General features: G+C 65.0%; 19 protein-coding genes and 8 pseudogenes. 11 read left to right on the top strand and 16 right to left on the bottom strand.

What is annotated here, in order from left to right; all coding sequences use genetic code 11:
- Nucleotides 1-38: 38 nt before the first annotated feature.
- Nucleotides 39-963, bottom strand: a pseudogene (locus E6W36_RS10375) (COX15/CtaA family protein).
- Between the two features lie 214 nt (nucleotides 964-1,177).
- Here E6W36_RS10375 and E6W36_RS10370 point away from each other — a divergent pair.
- The 3 genes and pseudogenes from E6W36_RS10370 (at nucleotide 1,178) to E6W36_RS10360 (ending at nucleotide 2,675) form a co-directional block, all read left to right on the top strand.
- Nucleotides 1,178-1,555: a MerC domain-containing protein gene (locus E6W36_RS10370; RefSeq protein ID WP_222872541.1), complete on the top strand. Its 378-nt coding sequence runs from the start codon at nucleotides 1,178-1,180 to the stop codon at nucleotides 1,553-1,555.
- A gap of 51 nt (nucleotides 1,556-1,606) precedes the next feature.
- Nucleotides 1,607-2,055 (top strand): annotated as a pseudogene (locus E6W36_RS10365) (Fur family transcriptional regulator).
- A complete protein-coding gene (locus E6W36_RS10360; RefSeq protein ID WP_222874457.1) occupies nucleotides 2,052-2,675 on the top strand; it encodes a DNA-3-methyladenine glycosylase I in 624 nt (207 codons plus the stop codon). The pseudogene E6W36_RS10365 and the gene E6W36_RS10360 overlap by 4 nt, the downstream one beginning before the upstream one ends.
- 120 nt (nucleotides 2,676-2,795) lie before the next feature.
- Here E6W36_RS10360 and acs read toward each other — a convergent pair whose 3' ends face one another.
- Complete coding sequence (gene acs / locus E6W36_RS10355) at nucleotides 2,796-4,736, bottom strand: acetate--CoA ligase (protein WP_222872540.1); 1,941 nt, start codon at nucleotides 4,734-4,736, stop codon at nucleotides 2,796-2,798.
- Between the two features lie 267 nt (nucleotides 4,737-5,003).
- On the opposite strand from acs, the gene E6W36_RS10350 reads away from it, so the two are divergent.
- The gene (locus E6W36_RS10350) at nucleotides 5,004-5,249 is read left to right on the top strand and encodes a MarR family winged helix-turn-helix transcriptional regulator (protein WP_281277289.1); all 246 of its coding nucleotides are present in this window, start codon (nucleotides 5,004-5,006) and stop codon (nucleotides 5,247-5,249) included.
- A gap of 11 nt (nucleotides 5,250-5,260) precedes the next feature.
- The gene (locus E6W36_RS10345) at nucleotides 5,261-5,401 is read left to right on the top strand and encodes a hypothetical protein (protein WP_222872538.1); all 141 of its coding nucleotides are present in this window, start codon (nucleotides 5,261-5,263) and stop codon (nucleotides 5,399-5,401) included.
- A 26-nt stretch (nucleotides 5,402-5,427) separates the two neighbouring features.
- Here E6W36_RS10345 and E6W36_RS18885 read toward each other — a convergent pair.
- A pseudogene (locus tag E6W36_RS18885) lies at nucleotides 5,428-5,633 on the bottom strand (YdcH family protein).
- A 368-nt stretch (nucleotides 5,634-6,001) separates the two neighbouring features.
- Between E6W36_RS18885 and E6W36_RS10335 the strand changes: the two are divergent.
- Nucleotides 6,002-6,166, top strand: a complete 165-nt coding sequence (locus E6W36_RS10335; protein WP_246047523.1) for a YdcH family protein — start codon at nucleotides 6,002-6,004, stop codon at nucleotides 6,164-6,166.
- 15 nt (nucleotides 6,167-6,181) lie between these two features.
- On the opposite strand, the gene E6W36_RS10330 is transcribed toward E6W36_RS10335, so the two are convergent.
- The 4 genes and pseudogenes from E6W36_RS10330 to E6W36_RS23380 all read right to left on the bottom strand — a co-directional run bounded on the left by E6W36_RS10330 (nucleotide 6,182) and on the right by E6W36_RS23380 (nucleotide 8,557).
- Nucleotides 6,182-6,832 (bottom strand): cell cycle transcriptional regulator TrcR, encoded by a 651-nt coding sequence (locus E6W36_RS10330; RefSeq protein WP_222872537.1) that lies wholly within the window; start codon nucleotides 6,830-6,832, stop codon nucleotides 6,182-6,184.
- 101 nt (nucleotides 6,833-6,933) lie between these two features.
- A complete protein-coding gene (locus E6W36_RS22095; protein ID WP_342776877.1) occupies nucleotides 6,934-7,119 on the bottom strand; it encodes a glutathione binding-like protein in 186 nt (61 codons plus the stop codon).
- Entirely contained in the window at nucleotides 7,119-7,547 is a 429-nt protein-coding gene (locus E6W36_RS22090; protein WP_342776649.1) for a glutathione S-transferase, read from the bottom strand. The genes E6W36_RS22095 and E6W36_RS22090 overlap by 1 nt, the downstream gene beginning before the upstream one ends.
- Nucleotides 7,528-8,557: pseudogene (locus tag E6W36_RS23380) on the bottom strand (NAD(P)H-quinone oxidoreductase). Before E6W36_RS23380 ends, E6W36_RS22090 begins: the two are co-directional and overlap by 20 nt.
- A 132-nt stretch (nucleotides 8,558-8,689) precedes the next feature.
- Here E6W36_RS23380 and E6W36_RS10315 point away from each other — a divergent pair.
- The gene (locus tag E6W36_RS10315) at nucleotides 8,690-8,845 is read left to right on the top strand and encodes a DUF1192 family protein (protein WP_222872536.1); all 156 of its coding nucleotides are present in this window, start codon (nucleotides 8,690-8,692) and stop codon (nucleotides 8,843-8,845) included.
- 228 nt (nucleotides 8,846-9,073) lie between these two features.
- The gene (locus E6W36_RS10310; RefSeq protein ID WP_222872535.1) at nucleotides 9,074-9,553 is read left to right on the top strand and encodes a DUF4112 domain-containing protein; all 480 of its coding nucleotides are present in this window, start codon (nucleotides 9,074-9,076) and stop codon (nucleotides 9,551-9,553) included.
- On the opposite strand, the pseudogene nadC reads toward E6W36_RS10310, so the two are convergent.
- The 5 genes and pseudogenes from nadC to nadA all read right to left on the bottom strand — a co-directional run bounded on the left by nadC (nucleotide 9,501) and on the right by nadA (nucleotide 12,361).
- Nucleotides 9,501-10,314, bottom strand: a pseudogene (gene nadC, locus E6W36_RS10305) (carboxylating nicotinate-nucleotide diphosphorylase). The gene E6W36_RS10310 and the pseudogene nadC overlap by 53 nt on opposite strands.
- A 367-nt stretch (nucleotides 10,315-10,681) precedes the next feature.
- Nucleotides 10,682-10,852 carry a PIN domain-containing protein gene (locus E6W36_RS10300; RefSeq protein WP_222872534.1) on the bottom strand — a complete coding sequence of 57 codons (171 nt, stop codon included), beginning with the start codon at nucleotides 10,850-10,852 and terminating at the stop codon, nucleotides 10,682-10,684.
- Between the two features lie 27 nt (nucleotides 10,853-10,879).
- Nucleotides 10,880-11,089: a PIN domain-containing protein gene (locus E6W36_RS10295; protein WP_222872533.1), complete on the bottom strand. Its 210-nt coding sequence runs from the start codon at nucleotides 11,087-11,089 to the stop codon at nucleotides 10,880-10,882.
- Nucleotides 11,086-11,316: a hypothetical protein gene (locus tag E6W36_RS10290; protein WP_222872532.1), complete on the bottom strand. Its 231-nt coding sequence runs from the start codon at nucleotides 11,314-11,316 to the stop codon at nucleotides 11,086-11,088. Before E6W36_RS10290 ends, E6W36_RS10295 begins: the two co-directional genes overlap by 4 nt.
- A gap of 4 nt (nucleotides 11,317-11,320) precedes the next feature.
- Entirely contained in the window at nucleotides 11,321-12,361 is a 1,041-nt protein-coding gene (gene nadA, locus E6W36_RS10285; RefSeq protein ID WP_246047521.1) for a quinolinate synthase NadA, read from the bottom strand.
- A gap of 151 nt (nucleotides 12,362-12,512) precedes the next feature.
- Here nadA and E6W36_RS10280 point away from each other — a divergent pair, with 151 nt between their 5' ends.
- From E6W36_RS10280 to E6W36_RS18880, 3 genes and pseudogenes are all read left to right on the top strand, one after another.
- Nucleotides 12,513-12,956, top strand: coding sequence for a hypothetical protein (locus E6W36_RS10280; RefSeq protein WP_222872531.1), 444 nt, complete (start codon nucleotides 12,513-12,515; stop codon nucleotides 12,954-12,956).
- Nucleotides 12,957-13,124: 168 nt separating this feature from the next.
- A pseudogene (gene mltG, locus E6W36_RS10275) lies at nucleotides 13,125-14,100 on the top strand (endolytic transglycosylase MltG).
- Nucleotides 14,100-14,234 (top strand): annotated as a pseudogene (locus tag E6W36_RS18880) (ribbon-helix-helix domain-containing protein); the annotation flags it as partial. The pseudogenes mltG and E6W36_RS18880, both read left to right, overlap by 1 nt.
- 18 nt (nucleotides 14,235-14,252) lie before the next feature.
- Here the strand turns inward: E6W36_RS18880 and E6W36_RS18875 are convergent.
- The 4 genes and pseudogenes from E6W36_RS18875 to purE all read right to left on the bottom strand — a co-directional run bounded on the left by E6W36_RS18875 (nucleotide 14,253) and on the right by purE (nucleotide 16,692).
- A complete protein-coding gene (locus E6W36_RS18875; RefSeq protein WP_246047519.1) occupies nucleotides 14,253-14,801 on the bottom strand; it encodes a DMT family transporter in 549 nt (182 codons plus the stop codon).
- Nucleotides 14,774-15,178, bottom strand: coding sequence for an EamA family transporter (locus tag E6W36_RS10265; protein ID WP_222872529.1), 405 nt, complete (start codon nucleotides 15,176-15,178; stop codon nucleotides 14,774-14,776). Before E6W36_RS10265 ends, E6W36_RS18875 begins: the two co-directional genes overlap by 28 nt.
- Nucleotides 15,175-16,242, bottom strand: coding sequence for a 5-(carboxyamino)imidazole ribonucleotide synthase (locus E6W36_RS10260; RefSeq protein ID WP_222872528.1), 1,068 nt, complete (start codon nucleotides 16,240-16,242; stop codon nucleotides 15,175-15,177). Before E6W36_RS10260 ends, E6W36_RS10265 begins: the two co-directional genes overlap by 4 nt.
- A pseudogene (gene purE / locus E6W36_RS10255) lies at nucleotides 16,239-16,692 on the bottom strand (5-(carboxyamino)imidazole ribonucleotide mutase). The gene E6W36_RS10260 and the pseudogene purE overlap by 4 nt, the downstream one beginning before the upstream one ends.
- Nucleotides 16,693-16,921: the final 229 nt, after the last annotated feature.

The raw sequence follows: 16,921 nt of genomic DNA, 5'->3' as shown, positions 1-16,921 counted from the left end.
TCAGTGTTGCGGTATACTGATACCGCGTATCTGCCCGCCTACGGCGGCATGCGCCACCCACAGTGCCGCCGCCAGCAGCAACACCCCGCCGGCCTGGTGCGCCACCCGAGCCAGACGGGCACGCCGCTGACCAGGGTTGCAACCCCGAGCGCCACCTGCCCGGTCAATGCCGCTGCCAGTATACAGGCCCGCACGCGGTAGCCTGCGCGCCAGGCGCAGGCGCAGGCCCACATCCCGGCTGCAAACAGGGCATAAGCTACACTGCGGTGCAGGAATTGAACCGTAATCGGATTTTCCAGGGCGTTCAGCCAGACCGGCGTCAGCGACCATAAACCATCCGGCGCGAAACGGTCTCCCATCAGCGGCCAGGTGTTGAAAGCAAAGCCAGCGTTCAGGCCGGCGACAAAGGCTCCCAGCCCAATCTGCACTGGCAGCAACGCCAAGGTGACAATGCTGGGAATCTTCAGCCGCGTGTCCATGCTGGCCTTGGCCGGACGCAGGTCGAACGCGGTCCAAACGACCAGACTGAAAATGGCAAGCGCCATCAGCAGGTGCACCGCCAGCCGATAGTGGCTGACATCGGTGCGGCCGACCAGGCCGGATGCCACCATCCACCAGCCAATGGCCCCTGCAGGCCGCCCAGCGCCAGCATGACCCAGAAGCGCGGGACAAGTGTTCTGGGCAACTGGCTGCGCCATAAAACCAGAAGAAGGGCAAAGCATAGACAAGGCCGATCAGCCGGCCCAGCAGCCGGTGCCCCCACTCCCACCAGAAGATCTGCTTGAAGTCGGCAAGCTGCATCCAGGCATGCTCCAGCCGATATTCGTCCGTCTGCTGGTACAGGGCGAATTCGCGCTGCCAATCCGCAGCCGACAGGGGCGGCAGAGCGCCGCTGATCGGCGACCAGTGCGTGATCGACAGGCCTGACTCGGTAAGCCGCGTCGCGCCGCCGACCACAACCATCAGGAAAATCATCAGCGCCACAGCAATCAGCCACCAGAACACCGCGCGCTGCGCGAGGTCCGGCGCGGCTCTGTTTTCAGCTAAGGGGCTCATCAGCATGCGTCTCCCCTAGCGGAGGGCAACGGATCGCGCCACTGCGACATGCGCGCGCAAGCCGGATGGACGCTGTTCTGTTGCAGGCTTGATTTCCCTCGTGTTACATTATATCACAACCATGATGCGCGTCACCAGCCTGCCCCGTTCGCCTGCCGACCTGTTTGGCATCGGTTTATCCGGCCTTTGCGCGCTGCATTGCGTGCTCGGGCTTGCTGCTACGCTCGCCGTGTCCGCCACCAGCCTGAGCCAGAGCCACCATGTGCTGCATGTTGTGGTGCTGGTCGTTGCTGTCGGGCTTTCGCTCTTCGCCTTCACACCGCGCAGCGGGCGTGCCGCTTCGCTGCCGCTGGCGTTGCTGGCCGCGAGCGGGTGCCTGCTGCTGTTCATGGCGCTGCTGGTCGGCCATGCCGACCGGTCGGAGATGCTGCTCTCCATCCTCGGCAGCCTCGCTCTCAGCAGCGCCCACATCCTGAACATCAAGCGCGCACGCGCCTGAGTGCGACCATCTGACGTTGTTTTTGCGCGGCAGCCTGCGCATAGTGCCATCATGAGCACGGCAGACGAGACTTTGAGCCTGAGCGTTGCGCAACGGCAGGCGCTCGACAGCGCTGGCGAGCAGTGGACCCCTGCGCGAGCAGGTGTTTCTGCGCTGGCCGCACAGCCCAAACCTGCAAGCGCGTATGACATCGCGGATTCGGTATCGCGGACCCTTGGCCGCCGGATCGCCCCAACACCGTCTATCGCATGCTGGACCTGTTCGTGCAGGCGAATCTGGCGACGCGGATCGAAAGCCGGAACGCCTATCTCGCCAGCGCCCATCCGCAGCATCGCCACGACTGTATTTTCCTGGTGTGCGTGCAGTGCGGCGAGACCCGCCACCTCGATGACGATACCCTGACGGATGCCCTGCGCGCGCGCGCCGCCGCGCAAGGCTACACCGCGCTGAAGCCGGTCCTGGAAGTGATCGGCCTGTGCGCGGCGTGTGCGGCCGCATGAACGACTGGCATATCGATAGCGACGGCGCTCAACGGTGCTGGTGGCCAGGCGATGATCCGCTCTATCAGCACTATCACGACACCGAGTGGGGCTTTCCCGTCGCTGACGATCGCCGCCTGTTTGAGAAGATCTGCCTGGAAGGGTTTCAGTCCGGGCTGTCGTGGCTGACCATCCTGCGCAAACGCGAAAACTTCCGGGCGGCGTTCGCAGGCTTCGACCCGGAACAGGTGGCGCGTTTCGATGACGAGGACATCAGCCGCCTGCTGACCGACAGCGGGATTATCCGTCATCGCGGCAAGATCGAGTCGACGATCAACAACGCGCGGCGCGCGCTCGCCCTGATGGATCGCCATGGGTCGCTGGCAGCGTATTTCTGGCGCTTCGAGCCGCCTGAGGACGAACGTCCGCAACAGTTCACCAAGGCAGCGCTGTGCGCCAACGCGACGACGACGACCTCGAGCGCTTTGAGCAAGGACCTGAAAAAGCAGGGCTGGACCTTCGTCGGCCCGACGACCTGCTACGCGTTCATGCAGGCGATGGGCATGGTGAACGACCATGTCGAGGGCTGCCATGTCCGCGCAGCGGCCACCGCCGCGCGAGCAGGCTTTCACCCCGGCTAGACCCTGTCTCATTCGGGCGGAAGCGAATCTGCTTCGGCCCGAATGAGAAAAACAGGGTCGACCCAATGTTGTAGACCCTTCTTATCCAGCCCGCTTGATTCAACCTGACTGGGAAGGGGTCTAACCGCGCACCGCGCGTTCCGCCACGAGGCTGTCGACGACGGTCGGGTCCGCCAAGGTCGAGGTATCGCCGAGGCTGCCAATATCTCCTTCGGCAATCTTGCGCAGGATACGCCGCATGATCTTGCCGCTGCGGGTCTTGGGCAGCCCCGGCGCGAACTGGATGACATCCGGCGAGGCGATCGGCCCGATTTCGTGCCGTACCCACTGCACCAGCTCCTTGCGCAACCCCTCGTCGCCGGTCTCTCCGGCGTTCAGGGTGACATAGGCATAGATGCCCTGCCCCTTGATGTCGTGCGGCATGCCCACGACTGCGGCTTCCGCGACTTTCACATGCGAGACCAGCGCACTCTCGATTTCCGCGGTGCCCATGCGGTGGCCAGAGACGTTGATCACGTCGTCGACCCGGCCGGTGATCCAGTAATAACCATCGGCATCGCGACGGCAGCCATCGCCGGTGAAGTACTTACCGGGATAGGTGGTGAAGTAGGTCTGGAAGAAGCGCTCATGGTCGCCCCAGACCGTGCGCATCTGCCCGGGCCAACTGTCGATCAGCACGAGATTGCCCTCCGTCGCCCCATCGAGCACGGCCCCGTTCGCATCGACAATCTGCGGCTGGATGCCGAAGAACGGCCGCGTGGCGGAGCCAGGCTTGAGGTCGGTGGCGCCCGGCAGTGGCGAGATCAGGATGCCGCCGGTTTCGGTCTGCCACCAGGTATCGACGATCGGGCAGCGTTCGCCACCGACGACCTTATAATACCATTGCCAGGCTTCCGGGTTGATCGGCTCGCCGACCGATCCCAGAAGCCGCAAGCTGGCGCGCGAATACTGCTTCACCCAATCGTCGCCCTCGCGCATCAGCGCCCGAATCGCGGTTGGCGCCGTGTAGAGAATATTCACCTTGTACTTGTCGACCACGTTCCAGAAGCGCCCGAAGTCCGGATAGTTGGGCACGCCTTCGAACATCACCGTCGTCGCGCCGTTCGCCAGCGGTCCATAGACGAGGTAGCTGTGGCCGGTGACCCAGCCGACATCCGCCGTGCACCAGAAAACCTCGCCCGGCTTGTAATCGAAAACGTAGTGAAAGGTGATGGCGCTCCAGACGAGATAGCCGCCGGTCGTGTGCAGCACGCCCTTCGGCTTGCCGGTGGACCCAGAGGTATAAAGGATGAACAGCGGATCCTCGGCGCCCATCGGCTCCGGCGCGCAGTCGCTTGCGACCGACGCCTCGAGATCGTGGTACCAGACATCCCGCCCGCCCTGCATTGCGATCGCGCCACCGGTATGGCGGACGACCAGTACCTTCTCAACGCCGGGGCAGCGCAGCAGCGCCTCGTCGACATTGGCCTTGAGCGGCACTTTCCGACCGGAGCGGCGACCTTCGTCGGCCGTCACCACGACGGTCGCGTTGCTGTCCTGGATACGGCCGGCCAGGCTGTCCGGCGAGAAGCCGCCGAAGACCACGCAGTGAATGGCGCCGATGCGGGTGCAGGCCAGCATGAATACGGCTGCCGCCGGGATCATCGGCAGATAGAGAACCACGCGGCTGCCGCGATGGACGCCCATCGACTTCAGCATGTTGGCGGCCCGGCACACGCGCCCGTGCAAGTCCCGGTAGGTTATCGCCTCGCTTTCCGTCGGGTCGTCGCCTTCCCAGAGGATGGCGACCTGATCGCCACGCGCTTCAAGATGGCGGTCCAGGCAGTTGGCGCTGACGTTGAGCTGCCCGTCCTCGAACCAGGAGACGCCGAAATCCGCCTCGTGGAAGGACGTTTTCTTGACGATGCTGAAAGGCTCGATCCAGTCGATCCGCCGCGCTTCCCGCCGCCAGAAGCCCTCGGGGTCGCGGATCGATTCCTCATAGAGCCGCTGATAGCCTTCGGCATCCACATGGGCGGCCGAGCGCACCGAAGACGATACGGGTACGACGATCTCCGACATTGACTTTTTCCTCCCTGGTTATGACGCCATTATAGCCGAATTTTTCGACGGGTGATCCACGACCAAGGTTGGTTATGCCATCGTCGAAGGCGCGCGGTGGATTTCGCGGTGCGTACGACAGGACGTTGCCTTCGGTGGACGCGAACTCTAAAATCGAGACAGATATTAACGTGGCACCCTTTGAAAGTCAGGCCGCATGACCGCGCCTCCGCCCGTCGAGACCGCTGAACCGCTGTTGCTCAACAGGTTTTTCCGTTTCGCCTTTCCGTGCTGTCGAATCAGGTCAGCCGCGCCGTCGCGCGGATCTATGCCCGCCGCTTCCGCCTGAAGCTTCCGGAGTGGCGAGTGCTGGCGATCCTTGGCGTGCACAGCGATCTGACCGCTTCTCAGATTTGCGAAATAACCGCGATGGACAAGGTGGCGATCTCGCGCGCCGTCACCCGCCTGATCGCGATGGGCCGCGTCGCGTCCGCCATCGATCCCGCGGATGCGCGCCGCGCCCTGCTCTCCTGACGGCGGAAGGCATGGATATCTACCGCCGTATCGTACCGATGGCACGCGCCGTCGAAGCGCGCCTGCTGGAGCAGTTGACGGAGTCCGAGCGCACCATGCTGCACGAGCTTTTCGACCGCCTCGGCGCCAGCGCCAAGGAGATTGATCGCTGAATGTCGATCAGGCTCTTGCGCCGCCGTCAGGCAATAATGTCCGGAACCATCTGATCCTGGACATGGGCGATTTCATCGCGCAGGGCCAGCTTGCGCTTTTCATCCGCTGCATCTGTAGCTGGTCGCTGGACCCCATCGACATCATGGCGTCGATCGCCACATCGAGATCCCTGTGTTCCTCGATGAGGGCGGAAAGTCGCGCCTGCAGTTCTTCCTGGCTGGCCTTGGTCACCGGCACCCCACGACATCGCGTCAATTCGGCTGCCCAGCTAACATAGTCGCGGGTTGGAGGGTAGAGCCCCAAAAGCCGCATGCTGCACTGGCGAAGCCCTAACGCATGCGCAACAGGCGAGTCGAAGTGTTACAGGAATGTTAATGCGCACGAAATGCACATTAACGTGAAACTATCGACCTGCGTTATAAACAATAGATGCGCGGCGCAGTTCCACAGATTGCCCCTAATTTCGGCTCAACCACTACCGCTTGAGCTTGAACGGCAACGGCGGGCCACCGTCCGGTTTTGACTGACAACCGTCAGCTTCTGTGGTGGAGTAGTCCCTGCGGCTTCGCCGTCCGATGCAAGGAAAGGAGCATTTCCCGATGAGCATGAACCAGCATGTCACCAGCCTGAGCGCCAAACACGCACAGCTGGAAAACCGGATTACGCGCGAAAGCGTGCGCCCTGCGCCGGATTGGCAACTGGTTCATCAACTCAAGAAGGAAAAGCTGCGTCTTAAGGATACTTTGGAGCGTATCGCCCAATAAGGCTTATTAAACGCACTATTCTTCAGGCGGAAGATCTGTCGATGCGGCAGCTTCCGCCTCCGCCCGGCGCGTTGCGGCGCGCAGCTTGCGCAATTCTTCCTCCAGCACTGCGGTTTCACGATCGACGATCGCTGCATCGTTTGCAGCGGCGCGGTCCTTGTTCGCCTGGCTGACCAAGGCATCCAGTTCGCGCTGGCTGCACAGGCCGAGCGCCACCGGATCCTGCGGCTTGATCGCCTGAATGTTCCAGTGACTTTTGTCACGGATGCCGGTGATCGTGTGCTTGGTGGTGCCGATCAGCTTTGCGATCTGGCTGTCCTTGAGCTCGGGGTGGTACCGCAGCAGCCAGGCGATGGCGTCCGGCTTGTCCTGACGCCGGGAAACCGGTGTATAGCGCGGCCCCTTGGTGCGCTTGGCCTGCTCCGGGCCGGAGACCGGGATCAGCCGTGCCGCCGGATCTTTCTGGCAGCGCTCGACTTCCGTCATCGTCAGTTGCCCGGCGCGCACCGGATCGATGCCGACCATCTTGGTCTGCACCGTATCGTCAGCGATCGCCTGAACCTCGAGCTGATGCAGCCCGCAGAAGTCCGCGATCTGCTGAAAGGTCAGGCTGGTATTCTCGACCAGCCAGACAGCGGTGGCGAACGGCATCAGAGGTTGCGACATCCTGTGTCTCCTGTCCCGGCAGCGTCCTGCGGGCGCGCCTAAAAATTGGCCGCCCAATACGGGCGGCCTTTTGCACAGAGTAGCTGCCCGCAGGGCCGGGTTCAAGCCTCGATTGGCACATGGCCGGGCTGGGCGGCGACCCGCGCCATCCAGGCGTTGAGCGCCGGATAGGCCGAGAGATCGAACCCGCCTTCCGGCGCGACATGCGTGTAGGCATAGAGCGCGATGTCGGCGATGCCGTACGCGCCGCCGACGAAGAACGATGTCCGCGCCAGATGATCCTCCATCACCTGGAGCGCCGCATGGCCGGCTGCGATCTTGCGCGGCAGCGTCGCCTTTGCCAGCCGTCGAGGTTCGCCTCACCGACGAAAGCAACCCAGAAGCGCACGGTGGCGACATTGGGCTCGTGGTTGTACTGTTCGAAGAACAGCCACTGCAGCACCTGCGCCTGACCGAGCCTGTCCTGCGGCCAGTACGGCGTGCCCTGGGCGAGGTAATACAGCGCCGCATTCGACTCGGGCAGCATCACGCCGTCGATCTCAAGCACCGGAATCCGGCCGTTGCCGTTGACCTTGGCCAGAAAGTCCGGCGTGCGCGTCTCGCCTTTCAGAATGTCGTAGCCGCGCCGCGCATAGGCGAGGCCCAGATGCGCCATGAGCAGGCGCAGTTTGTAGCAATTGCCCGAGGGCGGATATTCATGAAGAATAATCGACACGTCGGCTCTCCCGGCTCTGGCGGTCACGCATCGGCGTTGACCGCAAGCAGGACCTGCCGACATGAGCGCGCGCCTCCACGTGGCGGTGCGCGTCGGCGGCCTGCGCCAGCGGGAATACCCGATCCGTCACCGCGCGCAGCCGTCCTTCGGCGAACAGTGGCCAGACGTCGGCCTCCAGAGCGGCGGCGATCGCCGACTTGAACAGGGTCGAGCGCGGGCGCAGCGTCGCGCCGGTCAAGGTCAGGCGTCGACGCATCACATCGAACATGTTGAGGGTCGCCTGCGCCCCGTTCTGTACGCCGATCGACACATGGCCCGTTCTCGGCGAGGCACGCGATGTTGCGCGGCACATAGTCGCCGCCGACCATGTCGAGCACGATGTCGACCCCGCGCCCGTCGGTCAGGCTGCGCACCTCGGCGACGAAATCCTGCTGGCGATAATCGATCGCCGCGTCCGCGCCAAGTTGAAGGCAGGCCGCGCATTTGGCGGCCGTCCCCGCCGTAACAAAGACCGTCATGTCGAAGGCCTTGGCGAGCTGGATCGTTGTGACACCGATGCCGCTTGAGCCACCGTGGACCAGCACGCTTTCGCCCGCGTCGGCATAGGCACGCTCGAACAGGGTCGACCAGACGGTGAAATAGGTCTCCGGCAGGCCCGCGGCATCAAGCAGCGACACGCCGGGCGGAACAGGCAAGCACTGCCCTTCGGGTGCGACCGCATAGTCCGCATAACCGCCGCCGTTCACGAGCGCGCACACCAGGTCGCCGCGGGTCCAGCGCGCAACGCCCGGACCGCAGGCGACCACGCGACCCGAAACTTCCAGCCCGAGCAGCGGCGACGCATCCTTTGGCGCAGGATAGCGGCCCAGTCGCTGCAGGATGTCCGGCTGGTTGACGCCGGCCGCGGCCACGGCGATCAGCACCTCGCCGGGGCCCGGTTCCGGCCGCGACACGTCCTCAAGCCGCAGGACCTCCGCCGTCCCCGGTTCCTCAAAGACAATCGCCGCCATGCCTGCCATGTGACGCCCCCATGCCCGACTCGCGGCGCTTATCAGAGGGATGGGCCGCAGGGTCAAGATTGCGTATACCGATGCGGACAAGGAGACGCCGATGGACGATGACACCCCCGCCGCTCGGACACTTTGAAGGCGCTGACGACCGAGGACCTGGATCGCCACTCCGTCGCCGAGCTGGAAATGCGCATCCAGACGCTCGAGGGCGAGATCGAGCGCGTGCGCGCCAAGTTGCGCCAGGCGGGCGCCAGCCGCGCTGCAGCCGACGCCTTGTTCCGACGCTGAAAGGCCATGTCCCTGCGAATCCACCGGTTAACTTGGAAAACATCCGTTTAGATTAACGCTCCTTTAACCATTGCGAACGCATAACTCGGGCGTGGATGCATCTGGCTACTTTCCCGGCCTGACCACCCACTCCGAAATGACGCCTCCTTAGGGCCGCCTGGCGACAGGCGGTCCTCTTTATGCGCATAAGGCTGGCGGATGCCGGCCGAGGCTGCTACCGCGAATTCCATGGACAGAGCAGCTTCGCTGCGCCGCCTGGCGCTTCTCGAAACCGCGCTGGACCGGGCCTTCCGCCTGCCGCTCATCGGCGGCATCGGCCTGGATTCGGTCATAGGGCTGATCCCGGTGGTCGGCGACGCCGTGGCGGCGCTGATGGGCCTCGTCATTGTTGCCGAGGCGACCCGGCTCGGCGCGCCGCGCTGGCTGCAAATGCGCATGCTCGCCAATCTGGCGCTGGACACCGGGCTTGGCGCCGTGCCGCTTGCCGGCGACCTGTTCGACGTGTTCTTCAAGTCCAACACCGCCAATATGAAGCTGCTGCGCGCCTGGATCGCCAAGCAGGACTGGCCGGATGTCGACGCCAGCGCCCCCGACTGGACGCCCGCGCCGATGCGCGATGTCACCCCAGACCGCCCGCAACCGTCGAGGTCATCGATTACGCGGCGAGATAGTCCAGCCCGATGTCGGCGGACGGCGCCGACTGGGTGATGCGCCCGACCGAAATGAAGGTGACCCCGGTCTCGGCGATCGCCCGGATCGTCTCCAGCCGCACGCCGCCGGAGGCCGGTGGGCACGCGGCCGTTCACCAGCGCTACCGCCTCGCGCAGCACCGGCGGCGGCATGTTGTCAAGCAGCAGCCGGTCCGCGCCGGCGGCCAGGGCCGGTTCGATCTGGTCCAGCCGGTCGACCTCGACGACGATGCCGGCCAGTCCCGCCGCCTTGGCTGCCGCCACCGCCGCGCGCACGCCGCCGACGACGGCGATATGGTTGTCCTGATCAGCACGCCATCGTCGAGGCGCAGGCGGTGATTGGTCGCGCCGCCCATGCGGGTTGCGTATTTCTCCAGCAGGCGCAGCCCGGGCAGGGTCTTGCGGGTGTCGAGCAGGGTCGCGCCGGTCCCGGCGATGGCCTCGACATAGCGGCGGGTGAGCGTGGCGATCCCGGTCAGATGCTGCACCGTATTGAGCGCCGAGCGTTCGGCTGCCAGCAGCGCGCGCGCATTTCCGGTAACCGTCATCAGCGCCGCCCCTCGGGAACCGGCTCTCCGTCCGCCGCCTGCAGCGCGATGACGCAGGCCGGGTCAAGCGCCCGGAAAAACTGCGCGGCGACCGGCAGTCCGGCGACGACGATGGCGTCCCGGCTGGCCATGACCGCCTTGAGGCGCGCATCGGCCGGGATGCAGGCGGCCGAGGTGATGTCGCCGCCCTCCCTAAGTCTTCCGCCAGCGTCGCCGCGACGAATGCGGCCAGATCGAACCCGGAATCTCTGTCATGATCAGCCTTTCAGAATATGACAACGGCTGGCAAAACCGTTCCACTTTGCAATAAATTCGTCATAATCCCGCCCGAAGGTCACAAAAGTCACAGCAAAGGGGTGTGTGAGACCTGTGCGCGGAAGAAAAATCCTCCCTGGCAAGGCAGATGTCCGCCCGAAAGCCGGACAGTGGGGTGAAAATGCCAAGTATCCGCCGCCCCTCCACCACCCTGGCGGGTGGTCCCCTCCCCTGATGGGGAGGAGCAGCGATGCGTGGACGCGCCCCGCGATGACATCAGCACCAGAGAGATCATGCGCCGACCATAGCCCGCCGGCTGGCATGTAGGACAGGGAAAAGCCGTCTCAGAGAAAGGGATTGCAAAGCACCAAATTGCCGAAGCGGCGACCATGGCTCATATCTTCCGTGTAGAGCGTCGTGCAGTCGCTTGCCTGGGCTGCTGCGATAATCAGACAATCCCAGAGCGAAAAATTATGATGCCCTTTGAGGGCAAGGCCTGCATCCAGCAGTTCCATCGTATTATCCACGATACGAAAACGCCGCTATGTACGAATGAACGCCGCCGCCAGATCGTGCGGCAGCGGGTCGGGCCGCGACGCCCTCGTCGCCTGCACATAGAATTCCTGCAGAACCTGAACGGAGAGGACCGCATGACGCTGGTCAAGCAAGGCGCGGGCAACTTGTGCCTTGCTTGCATCCTCCTGCCGCGTGCCGATGGAGTACAGCAGGATATTGGTGTCGAGGAAAATCACCGTCGATGAAGCGCATCGCGTGCGAGACGTTGCCCGGCATCGAATGCGGACACTTGCACACGCAGCGCCGCTTCTTCCTGTGCGAGCGCGTCGAAGCCATCAGCAGTGGACGCATAGTGCGCCAACAGGCGCTTGACCACGGCGGATAGGGAGGTTTCCTCAGCAGCGGCCTTCATCCTCGCCCGGCGATAGGTTTCATCGTCCACGGATACTGTGATGTTTTTCATGGTCTCACAGTATCCGATTTGCACACGATGCGGTAGTCGCCTCAATCACCGCCCACATCGGGCTTGCCGGCGGCGGCGGGGCCATTTCCAGCATGCGCTGCAGCGGCTTCAAGGCAGCCAGGCGCAGATCCTCCGGCAGCGTGATCTCCGGCTTCAGGTCGCGCAGCGCCAGATAGAGCTTTTCCAGCGTATTGAGTGCCATGAACGGGCAGGTGTTGCAGTTGCAGTTGCCGTCCGCGCCCGGCGCGCCGATGAAGGCCTTGTGCGGGGCCGCCTTCTGCATCTGGTGGATGATATGCGGCTCGGTCGCGACCAGAATGGTCTGCGCCGGGCTCGCCAGCGCAAACTTCAGGATCGCGCTGGTCGAGCCGACGTGATCGGCATGCGCGAGGATATGCGCCGGGCATTCCGGGTGGGCGGCGACCGGCGCGTCCGGGTGCTCAGCCTTCAGCTTGATGAGTTCCTGCTCCGAGAAGTTCTCGTGCACGATGCAGGTACCCGGCCACAGCAGCATGTCGCGCCCGGTCTTGCGCGCCAGATAGCCGCCCAGATGCCGGTCCGGCGCAAACAGGATCGGCTGGTCCTTCGGGATCTGGTTGATGATCTCTTCCGCGCAGCTCGAGGTGACGATGATGTCCGAATGCGCTTTCACCGCCGCCGAACAGTTGATGTAGCTGAGCGCGACGTGATCGGGGTGTGCGGCCCGGAAGGCGGCGAACTGGTCCGGCGGGCAACTGTCCTCCAGGCTGCAGCCGGCAGCCATGTCCGGCAGGATCACGGTCTTGTGCGGCGACAGGATCTTGGCGACCTCGGCCATGAAGCGTACGCCGCAGAAGGCGATGACGTCGGCATCGGTCGCCGCCGCCTTGCGGGAGAGGTCCAGGCTGTCGCCGACGAAATCGGCCAGGTCCTGAATCTCCGGCTTCTGGTAGTAGTGCGCAAGGATCACGGCGTTGCGCGCGCGTTTCAGGCGGGCGATTTCCGCCAGCAGGTCGGGCCCGCGCGGCAGTTCCGGGCGGTCAGCGAAAGTCAGGCGCGCGTCCATCGGCAGTCCCTCAGTTTCCGCTTATGTGGCGCGACCGGGCGGCTCCTGCAAGCGCTCACGTGGGCGCTGTCTGCGTTTGCGATCCGCGCACATCATTGTGTCATGAAACCGAACTAGCGTATGAGGCTGAAGAACCAGGAAAGGACGCACCATGGTCGACGCCGTCACCCGCACATTCGATTTCTATTCGATCCTCTACTGGGGCGGGCGACCGCCGCTCGCCGACCGCACCGCAGCCGCGCAGATCCACTGCTACGACGGCGACACCATGGTCGGCATGATCCAGTTCTTCAGCGGCGCCGACGCCGTGCCCGCCAACCAGCTTGCCGGCGACATGGTGGTGATCAACTACGAGATCGCGCGCTTCAACGATGTCGTGTCGCTGCTGCGTACCGAGGGGCCGCTGATGCTGACCGTCGATCCGGGCAGCGGCGCCGGCTACATCGGCACCTTCCTTGAGCCGGTTGGCGTCGAGGAGGACGACGAAGACGATTTCGACGACTATGGCTTCGAGGAAGACGACAGCGACGAAGATGACGGCGACGAAGATGACGGCGATGACGATGCCGAGCCGGAGGCCGAGCGCACCAACTAGTGTCCCGAATCTGAAATCCGTTACACCCAATATCAGGCGCGGTTGGATTTCAGATTCGAGAAGGACACGAGCAAGGTATTGTTTCTCGTGTCGTTTTAGGAATCGAAGTTCGCGCACGAGTTCGATATCATGGTGTATCAAACTTCGATTCCACGACACTAACAGACCATGAAGAAACTGCTCTGGGCCGCCGGTGCCCTCATCGCCATCGGGGTTCTGGCCGTCGCCGGCTATATTGGCTGGTTCGTCCATGACTTTCGCGGCCCCGGCCCGCTGAAGGCCGAAACGGCTGTGGTCGTGCCGCCCGGCAGCCCGTTGGGCGTCGCCGCGCGAGAGCTGGCGCATGCCGGCGTGATTGCCAGCCGCGCGCGCTTTCTCAAGCAGATCCGCTATCTGACCGACAGCGCGCCGATCCAGGCCGGCGAATACCGCTTTCCCGCCCATGTCAGCCCCGCCGCCGCCTACGCCATGCTCGTGAACGGCGAGGTGGTGCGCTACGCCCTGACCATCCCCGAGGGCTGGCCGGCGGTCAAGGTTCATGCCCGCCTGCTGGCGGCGACCGAGCTGACCGGCGAGATCGCCGTGCCTGACGAAGGCTCCGTGCTGCCCGACACCTACAGCTACACCCGCGGCGAGACGCGCGCCGCCGTGCTGGCACGGATGCAGGCCGCAATGCGCAAGACGCTGGCCGCACTGTGGTCGCAGCGCGCGCCCGGCCTGCCGCTCGCCAGCCCGCAGGACGCGGTGGTGCTGGCATCGATCGTCGAGAAGGAAACCGGCAAGCCAAGCGAATATGCTCTGGTCGCCGGCGTCTATGTGAACCGGCTGAAGCGCGGCATGCTGCTGCAGGCGGACCCGACCGTGATCTATCCGATCACCCGGGGCTGCCGCTCGGCCGGCGCATCCGGTTGTCGGAGCTGCGCGCCGTCAACGGCTACAACACCTATGCGCGCCCCGGCCTGCCGGTCGGGCCGATCGCCAACCCGGACGGGCAGCGCTGGCCGCCACCCTGAAGCCGGCGCAGACGCAGGCGCTGTATTTCGTCGCGGACGGCAGCGGCGGCCATGTGTTCGCAGTGACCCTTGACGAACACAACCGCAACGTCGCCCGCTGGCGGCGCTACCGCGTGGAACAGGGCATCTGATGGCCAAGGCGCTGATCAAGCGCTCCGTCACCCTGATGGGGCACCAGACCAGTCTGAGCCTCGAGCCGGTGTTCTGGGAGGCGCTGGCGCAGGCCGCGCGGGTGGAGGGCGTCTCCATCAACGCGCTGGTGACCCGGATCGATCTTACGCGCTCAGGCAACCTCTCGAGCGCGTTGCGCGTCTGGCTGTTCGAGCGTGCGCAGAAAGCGCTGGCGCTGGCGCAGGGTGATGATCAGCAGGCCGGCGAGCGTGACGATGGTGCCGAGGATGGTGCGCGCCGTGAGCTGCTCGCCAAGCAGGATGACGCCTAAAATCACGGTGACGATCGGCGCGATCAGGGTGAACGGCGTCACCAGCGCCACCGGATGCTTGCGCACCAGCCAGAAAATCAACCCGTTGCCGAGGATCCCGGCCATGATCGCCGACGCGAGACTGAAGGCCCAGAATTGCCAGCCCCAGGCCTCGACCGCCGCAACCTGCCCGTGCTCGAACAAAGCCGAAGCCCCGAGCATGACCGGCCAGGTGATCATGGACAGCCAGGCCTGCAGCGCGAACGGCGGCACCCCGCCGAACCGGCGCGCGACCACCGTGCTGGCGGCCCAGCAGGTGGAGGCGCAGGCGACCAGCAGGAAACCGTCGACATCGCGGAACAGCGCCGGATCGAAACTCATGATCATGACGCCGAGAAAGGCCAGCGCCATACCGAGCGTGGTCCAGAGCTTGGGTCGCTCCCCAGCAGCGGGATGGCGAACAGGGTCGCGAACGGAATCCAGAGCTGGGTCACGGTCGAGACCGGCCCGATATGCTCCGCGGCGGCAAAACCGCTGTAGAGCAGGCCGAAATGCATCGGCCCCGCGATCACCGCGCAGATGAGCACCGGCTTGATCTGCACCCGCGCGATGCGCAGCATGGGTGCCAGCAGCAGGCCGGAGAGCGCGAACCGCGTCGCCACCGCCAGCAGCGGCGGCACGTGCGTCACGACCTCCTTGGCGATGACGTTGTTGATGCCCCACATGGTGGCGGCGAACAGCGCCAGCGCCATATCGCGCACCGGTAATGTCGCCTGGGCGCTGCTCATCGGCGGACCTTCGTCACATGGCCCATCTTGCGCCCCGGCCGCGCTTCGTGCTTGCCGTACAGATGCAGATGGCTTTGCGGGTCGCGCAGGATCGCGGCCCAATCGTGCGCTTCTTCGCCGATCAGATTGCGCATGTCCACTGCCGCGACCGGCGACGGCTCGCCGAGCGGCAGGCCGCAAATGGCGCGGATGTGGTTCTCGAACTGGCTGGTGACCGCACCCTCGATCGTCCAGTGGCCGGAATTGTGGACCCGCGGCGCGATCTCGTTGAACAGCACCTGGTCGCCGACCACGAACCATTCGACCGCGAGCACGCCGACATAGCCAAGCTGGTCCGCGATCGTCTGCGTGTGCGCCAGCGCCGCGTCCGCGGCGGCGGCCGACACCTGCGCCGGCACGCGCGACACATCGAGGATACCGTTACGGTGCGTATTCTCGACAGGGCCATAGGCGACCTCCGCGCCGTCCAGCCCGCGCGCGACGATCACCGAGACCTCGGTGTCGAACGGCACCAGCGCTTCCAGGATCGCGGGCTGGCCGCCGATGGCCGCCCAAGCGACGGCGGGGTCGTCGCCGGGCGCGAGCCGCACCTGCCCCTTGCCATCGTAGCCGAAGCGCCGGGTCTTGAGGATCGAGGGGCCGAAGTCGCCCAGCGCCGCTGCCAGATCTTCGGCGCTGGCGATGCCGGCGTAGCGGCTGACCGGCAGGCCGGCCGCCTGCACGAAGCGCTTTTCGCTCAGCCGATCCTGCGCCGTGGCGAGCGCCCGGCTGCAGGGCCGCGTCGGATTGTGCGCCTCCAGCCGCGCCAGCGCTGCAACGGGCACATTCTCGAACTCGAAGGTCACCACGTCGACGCTGGCGGCAAAGCGGCCAAGCGCTTCCGGGTCGCCGTAATCCGCAACCGTGCGGGCAGCGCAGACATCGAAGGCCGGTGCCGCCGGGTCCGGGTCGAAGATGTGGCAGCGGTAGCCGAGCTGTGCTGCCGCCATGGCCAGCATGCGCCCCAACTGGCCGCCGCCAAGGATGCCGATGGTCGCGCCCGGCGCGATGACGGGCTGGGTCATTGCGGGGTATCCGCAACGCTCTCGGTCTGCGCGCGCCGCCACTCGTCCAGCCGCTCTGCCAGCGCCGGGTCCATCAGCGCGAGGATGCCGGCGGCCAGCAGCCCGGCGTTCTTGGCGCCTGCCTGGCCGATCGCCAGCGTGCCGACCGGCACGCCCCCGGCATCTGCACAATGGACAGCAGGCTGTCGAGGCCGCTCAACGTCTTGGATTGCACCGGCACGCCGAGCACCGGCAGCGACGTCATCGCCGCGACCATGCCCGGCAGGTGCGCCGCCCGCCGGCGCCGGCGATGATGACCTTGAGTCCGCGCCCGCGCGCGTCCCGGGCGTAATCGTAGAGCCGGTCCGGCGTGCGATGCGCCGAGACGATCCGCGCTTCGTGCACGACATCAAGCGCGGACAGCACATCGGCGGCGGCGCTCAGGGTCGGCCAGTCCGACTGGCTGCCCATGATGATGCCCACCAGGGGCGAGTCTGTGGTCAAGGCTCTCGATCCTTACGCCAAAGCCCGCTTTATAACCACCGGCGACGTCCATGCAATTGCCCAGTTGCGCCCGAGTGTGCAAAACTTAAGGTTAACGCCTTAGCAACGACGTTGCGCTATTTCCGGAAGGACCCGGATGCTAGTATGCTGGCAACGTTAATGCCAGGGCAATGGACAGGTTATGAAGGTCACAGAT

The organism is Hankyongella ginsenosidimutans, from assembly GCF_005144965.1.
Classification (GTDB): Bacteria; Pseudomonadota; Alphaproteobacteria; order Sphingomonadales; family Sphingomonadaceae; genus Hankyongella; species Hankyongella ginsenosidimutans.
This window is presented reverse-complemented; position numbering and strand designations above follow the sequence as displayed.

Bases quoted from the DNA above. Each gene is read 5' to 3' on its own strand.
- E6W36_RS10345 (WP_222872538.1), top strand. From the start codon at position 5,261: ATGGATATCTACCGCCGTATCGTACCGATGGCACGCGCCGTCGAAGCG.
- nadA (WP_246047521.1), bottom strand. From the start codon at position 12,361: ATGGACGCGCGCCTGACTTTCGCTGACCGCCCGGAACTGCCGCGCGGG.
- E6W36_RS10330 (WP_222872537.1), bottom strand. From the start codon at position 6,832: ATGTCGCAACCTCTGATGCCGTTCGCCACCGCTGTCTGGCTGGTCGAG.
- E6W36_RS10280 (WP_222872531.1), top strand. From the start codon at position 12,513: ATGGTCGACGCCGTCACCCGCACATTCGATTTCTATTCGATCCTCTAC.
- E6W36_RS10335 (WP_246047523.1), top strand. From the start codon at position 6,002: ATGAGCATGAACCAGCATGTCACCAGCCTGAGCGCCAAACACGCACAG.
- acs (WP_222872540.1), bottom strand. From the start codon at position 4,736: ATGTCGGAGATCGTCGTACCCGTATCGTCTTCGGTGCGCTCGGCCGCC.
- E6W36_RS10310 (WP_222872535.1), top strand. From the start codon at position 9,074: ATGGACAGAGCAGCTTCGCTGCGCCGCCTGGCGCTTCTCGAAACCGCG.
- E6W36_RS22095 (WP_342776877.1), bottom strand. From the start codon at position 7,119: ATGGAGGATCATCTGGCGCGGACATCGTTCTTCGTCGGCGGCGCGTAC.
- E6W36_RS10290 (WP_222872532.1), bottom strand. From the start codon at position 11,316: ATGAAAAACATCACAGTATCCGTGGACGATGAAACCTATCGCCGGGCG.
- E6W36_RS18875 (WP_246047519.1), bottom strand. From the start codon at position 14,801: ATGGCGCTGGCCTTTCTCGGCGTCATGATCATGAGTTTCGATCCGGCG.
- E6W36_RS10260 (WP_222872528.1), bottom strand. From the start codon at position 16,242: ATGACCCAGCCCGTCATCGCGCCGGGCGCGACCATCGGCATCCTTGGC.
- E6W36_RS10265 (WP_222872529.1), bottom strand. From the start codon at position 15,178: ATGAGCAGCGCCCAGGCGACATTACCGGTGCGCGATATGGCGCTGGCG.
- E6W36_RS10360 (WP_222874457.1), top strand. From the start codon at position 2,052: ATGAACGACTGGCATATCGATAGCGACGGCGCTCAACGGTGCTGGTGG.
- E6W36_RS10300 (WP_222872534.1), bottom strand. From the start codon at position 10,852: ATGGAACTGCTGGATGCAGGCCTTGCCCTCAAAGGGCATCATAATTTT.
- E6W36_RS10370 (WP_222872541.1), top strand. From the start codon at position 1,178: ATGATGCGCGTCACCAGCCTGCCCCGTTCGCCTGCCGACCTGTTTGGC.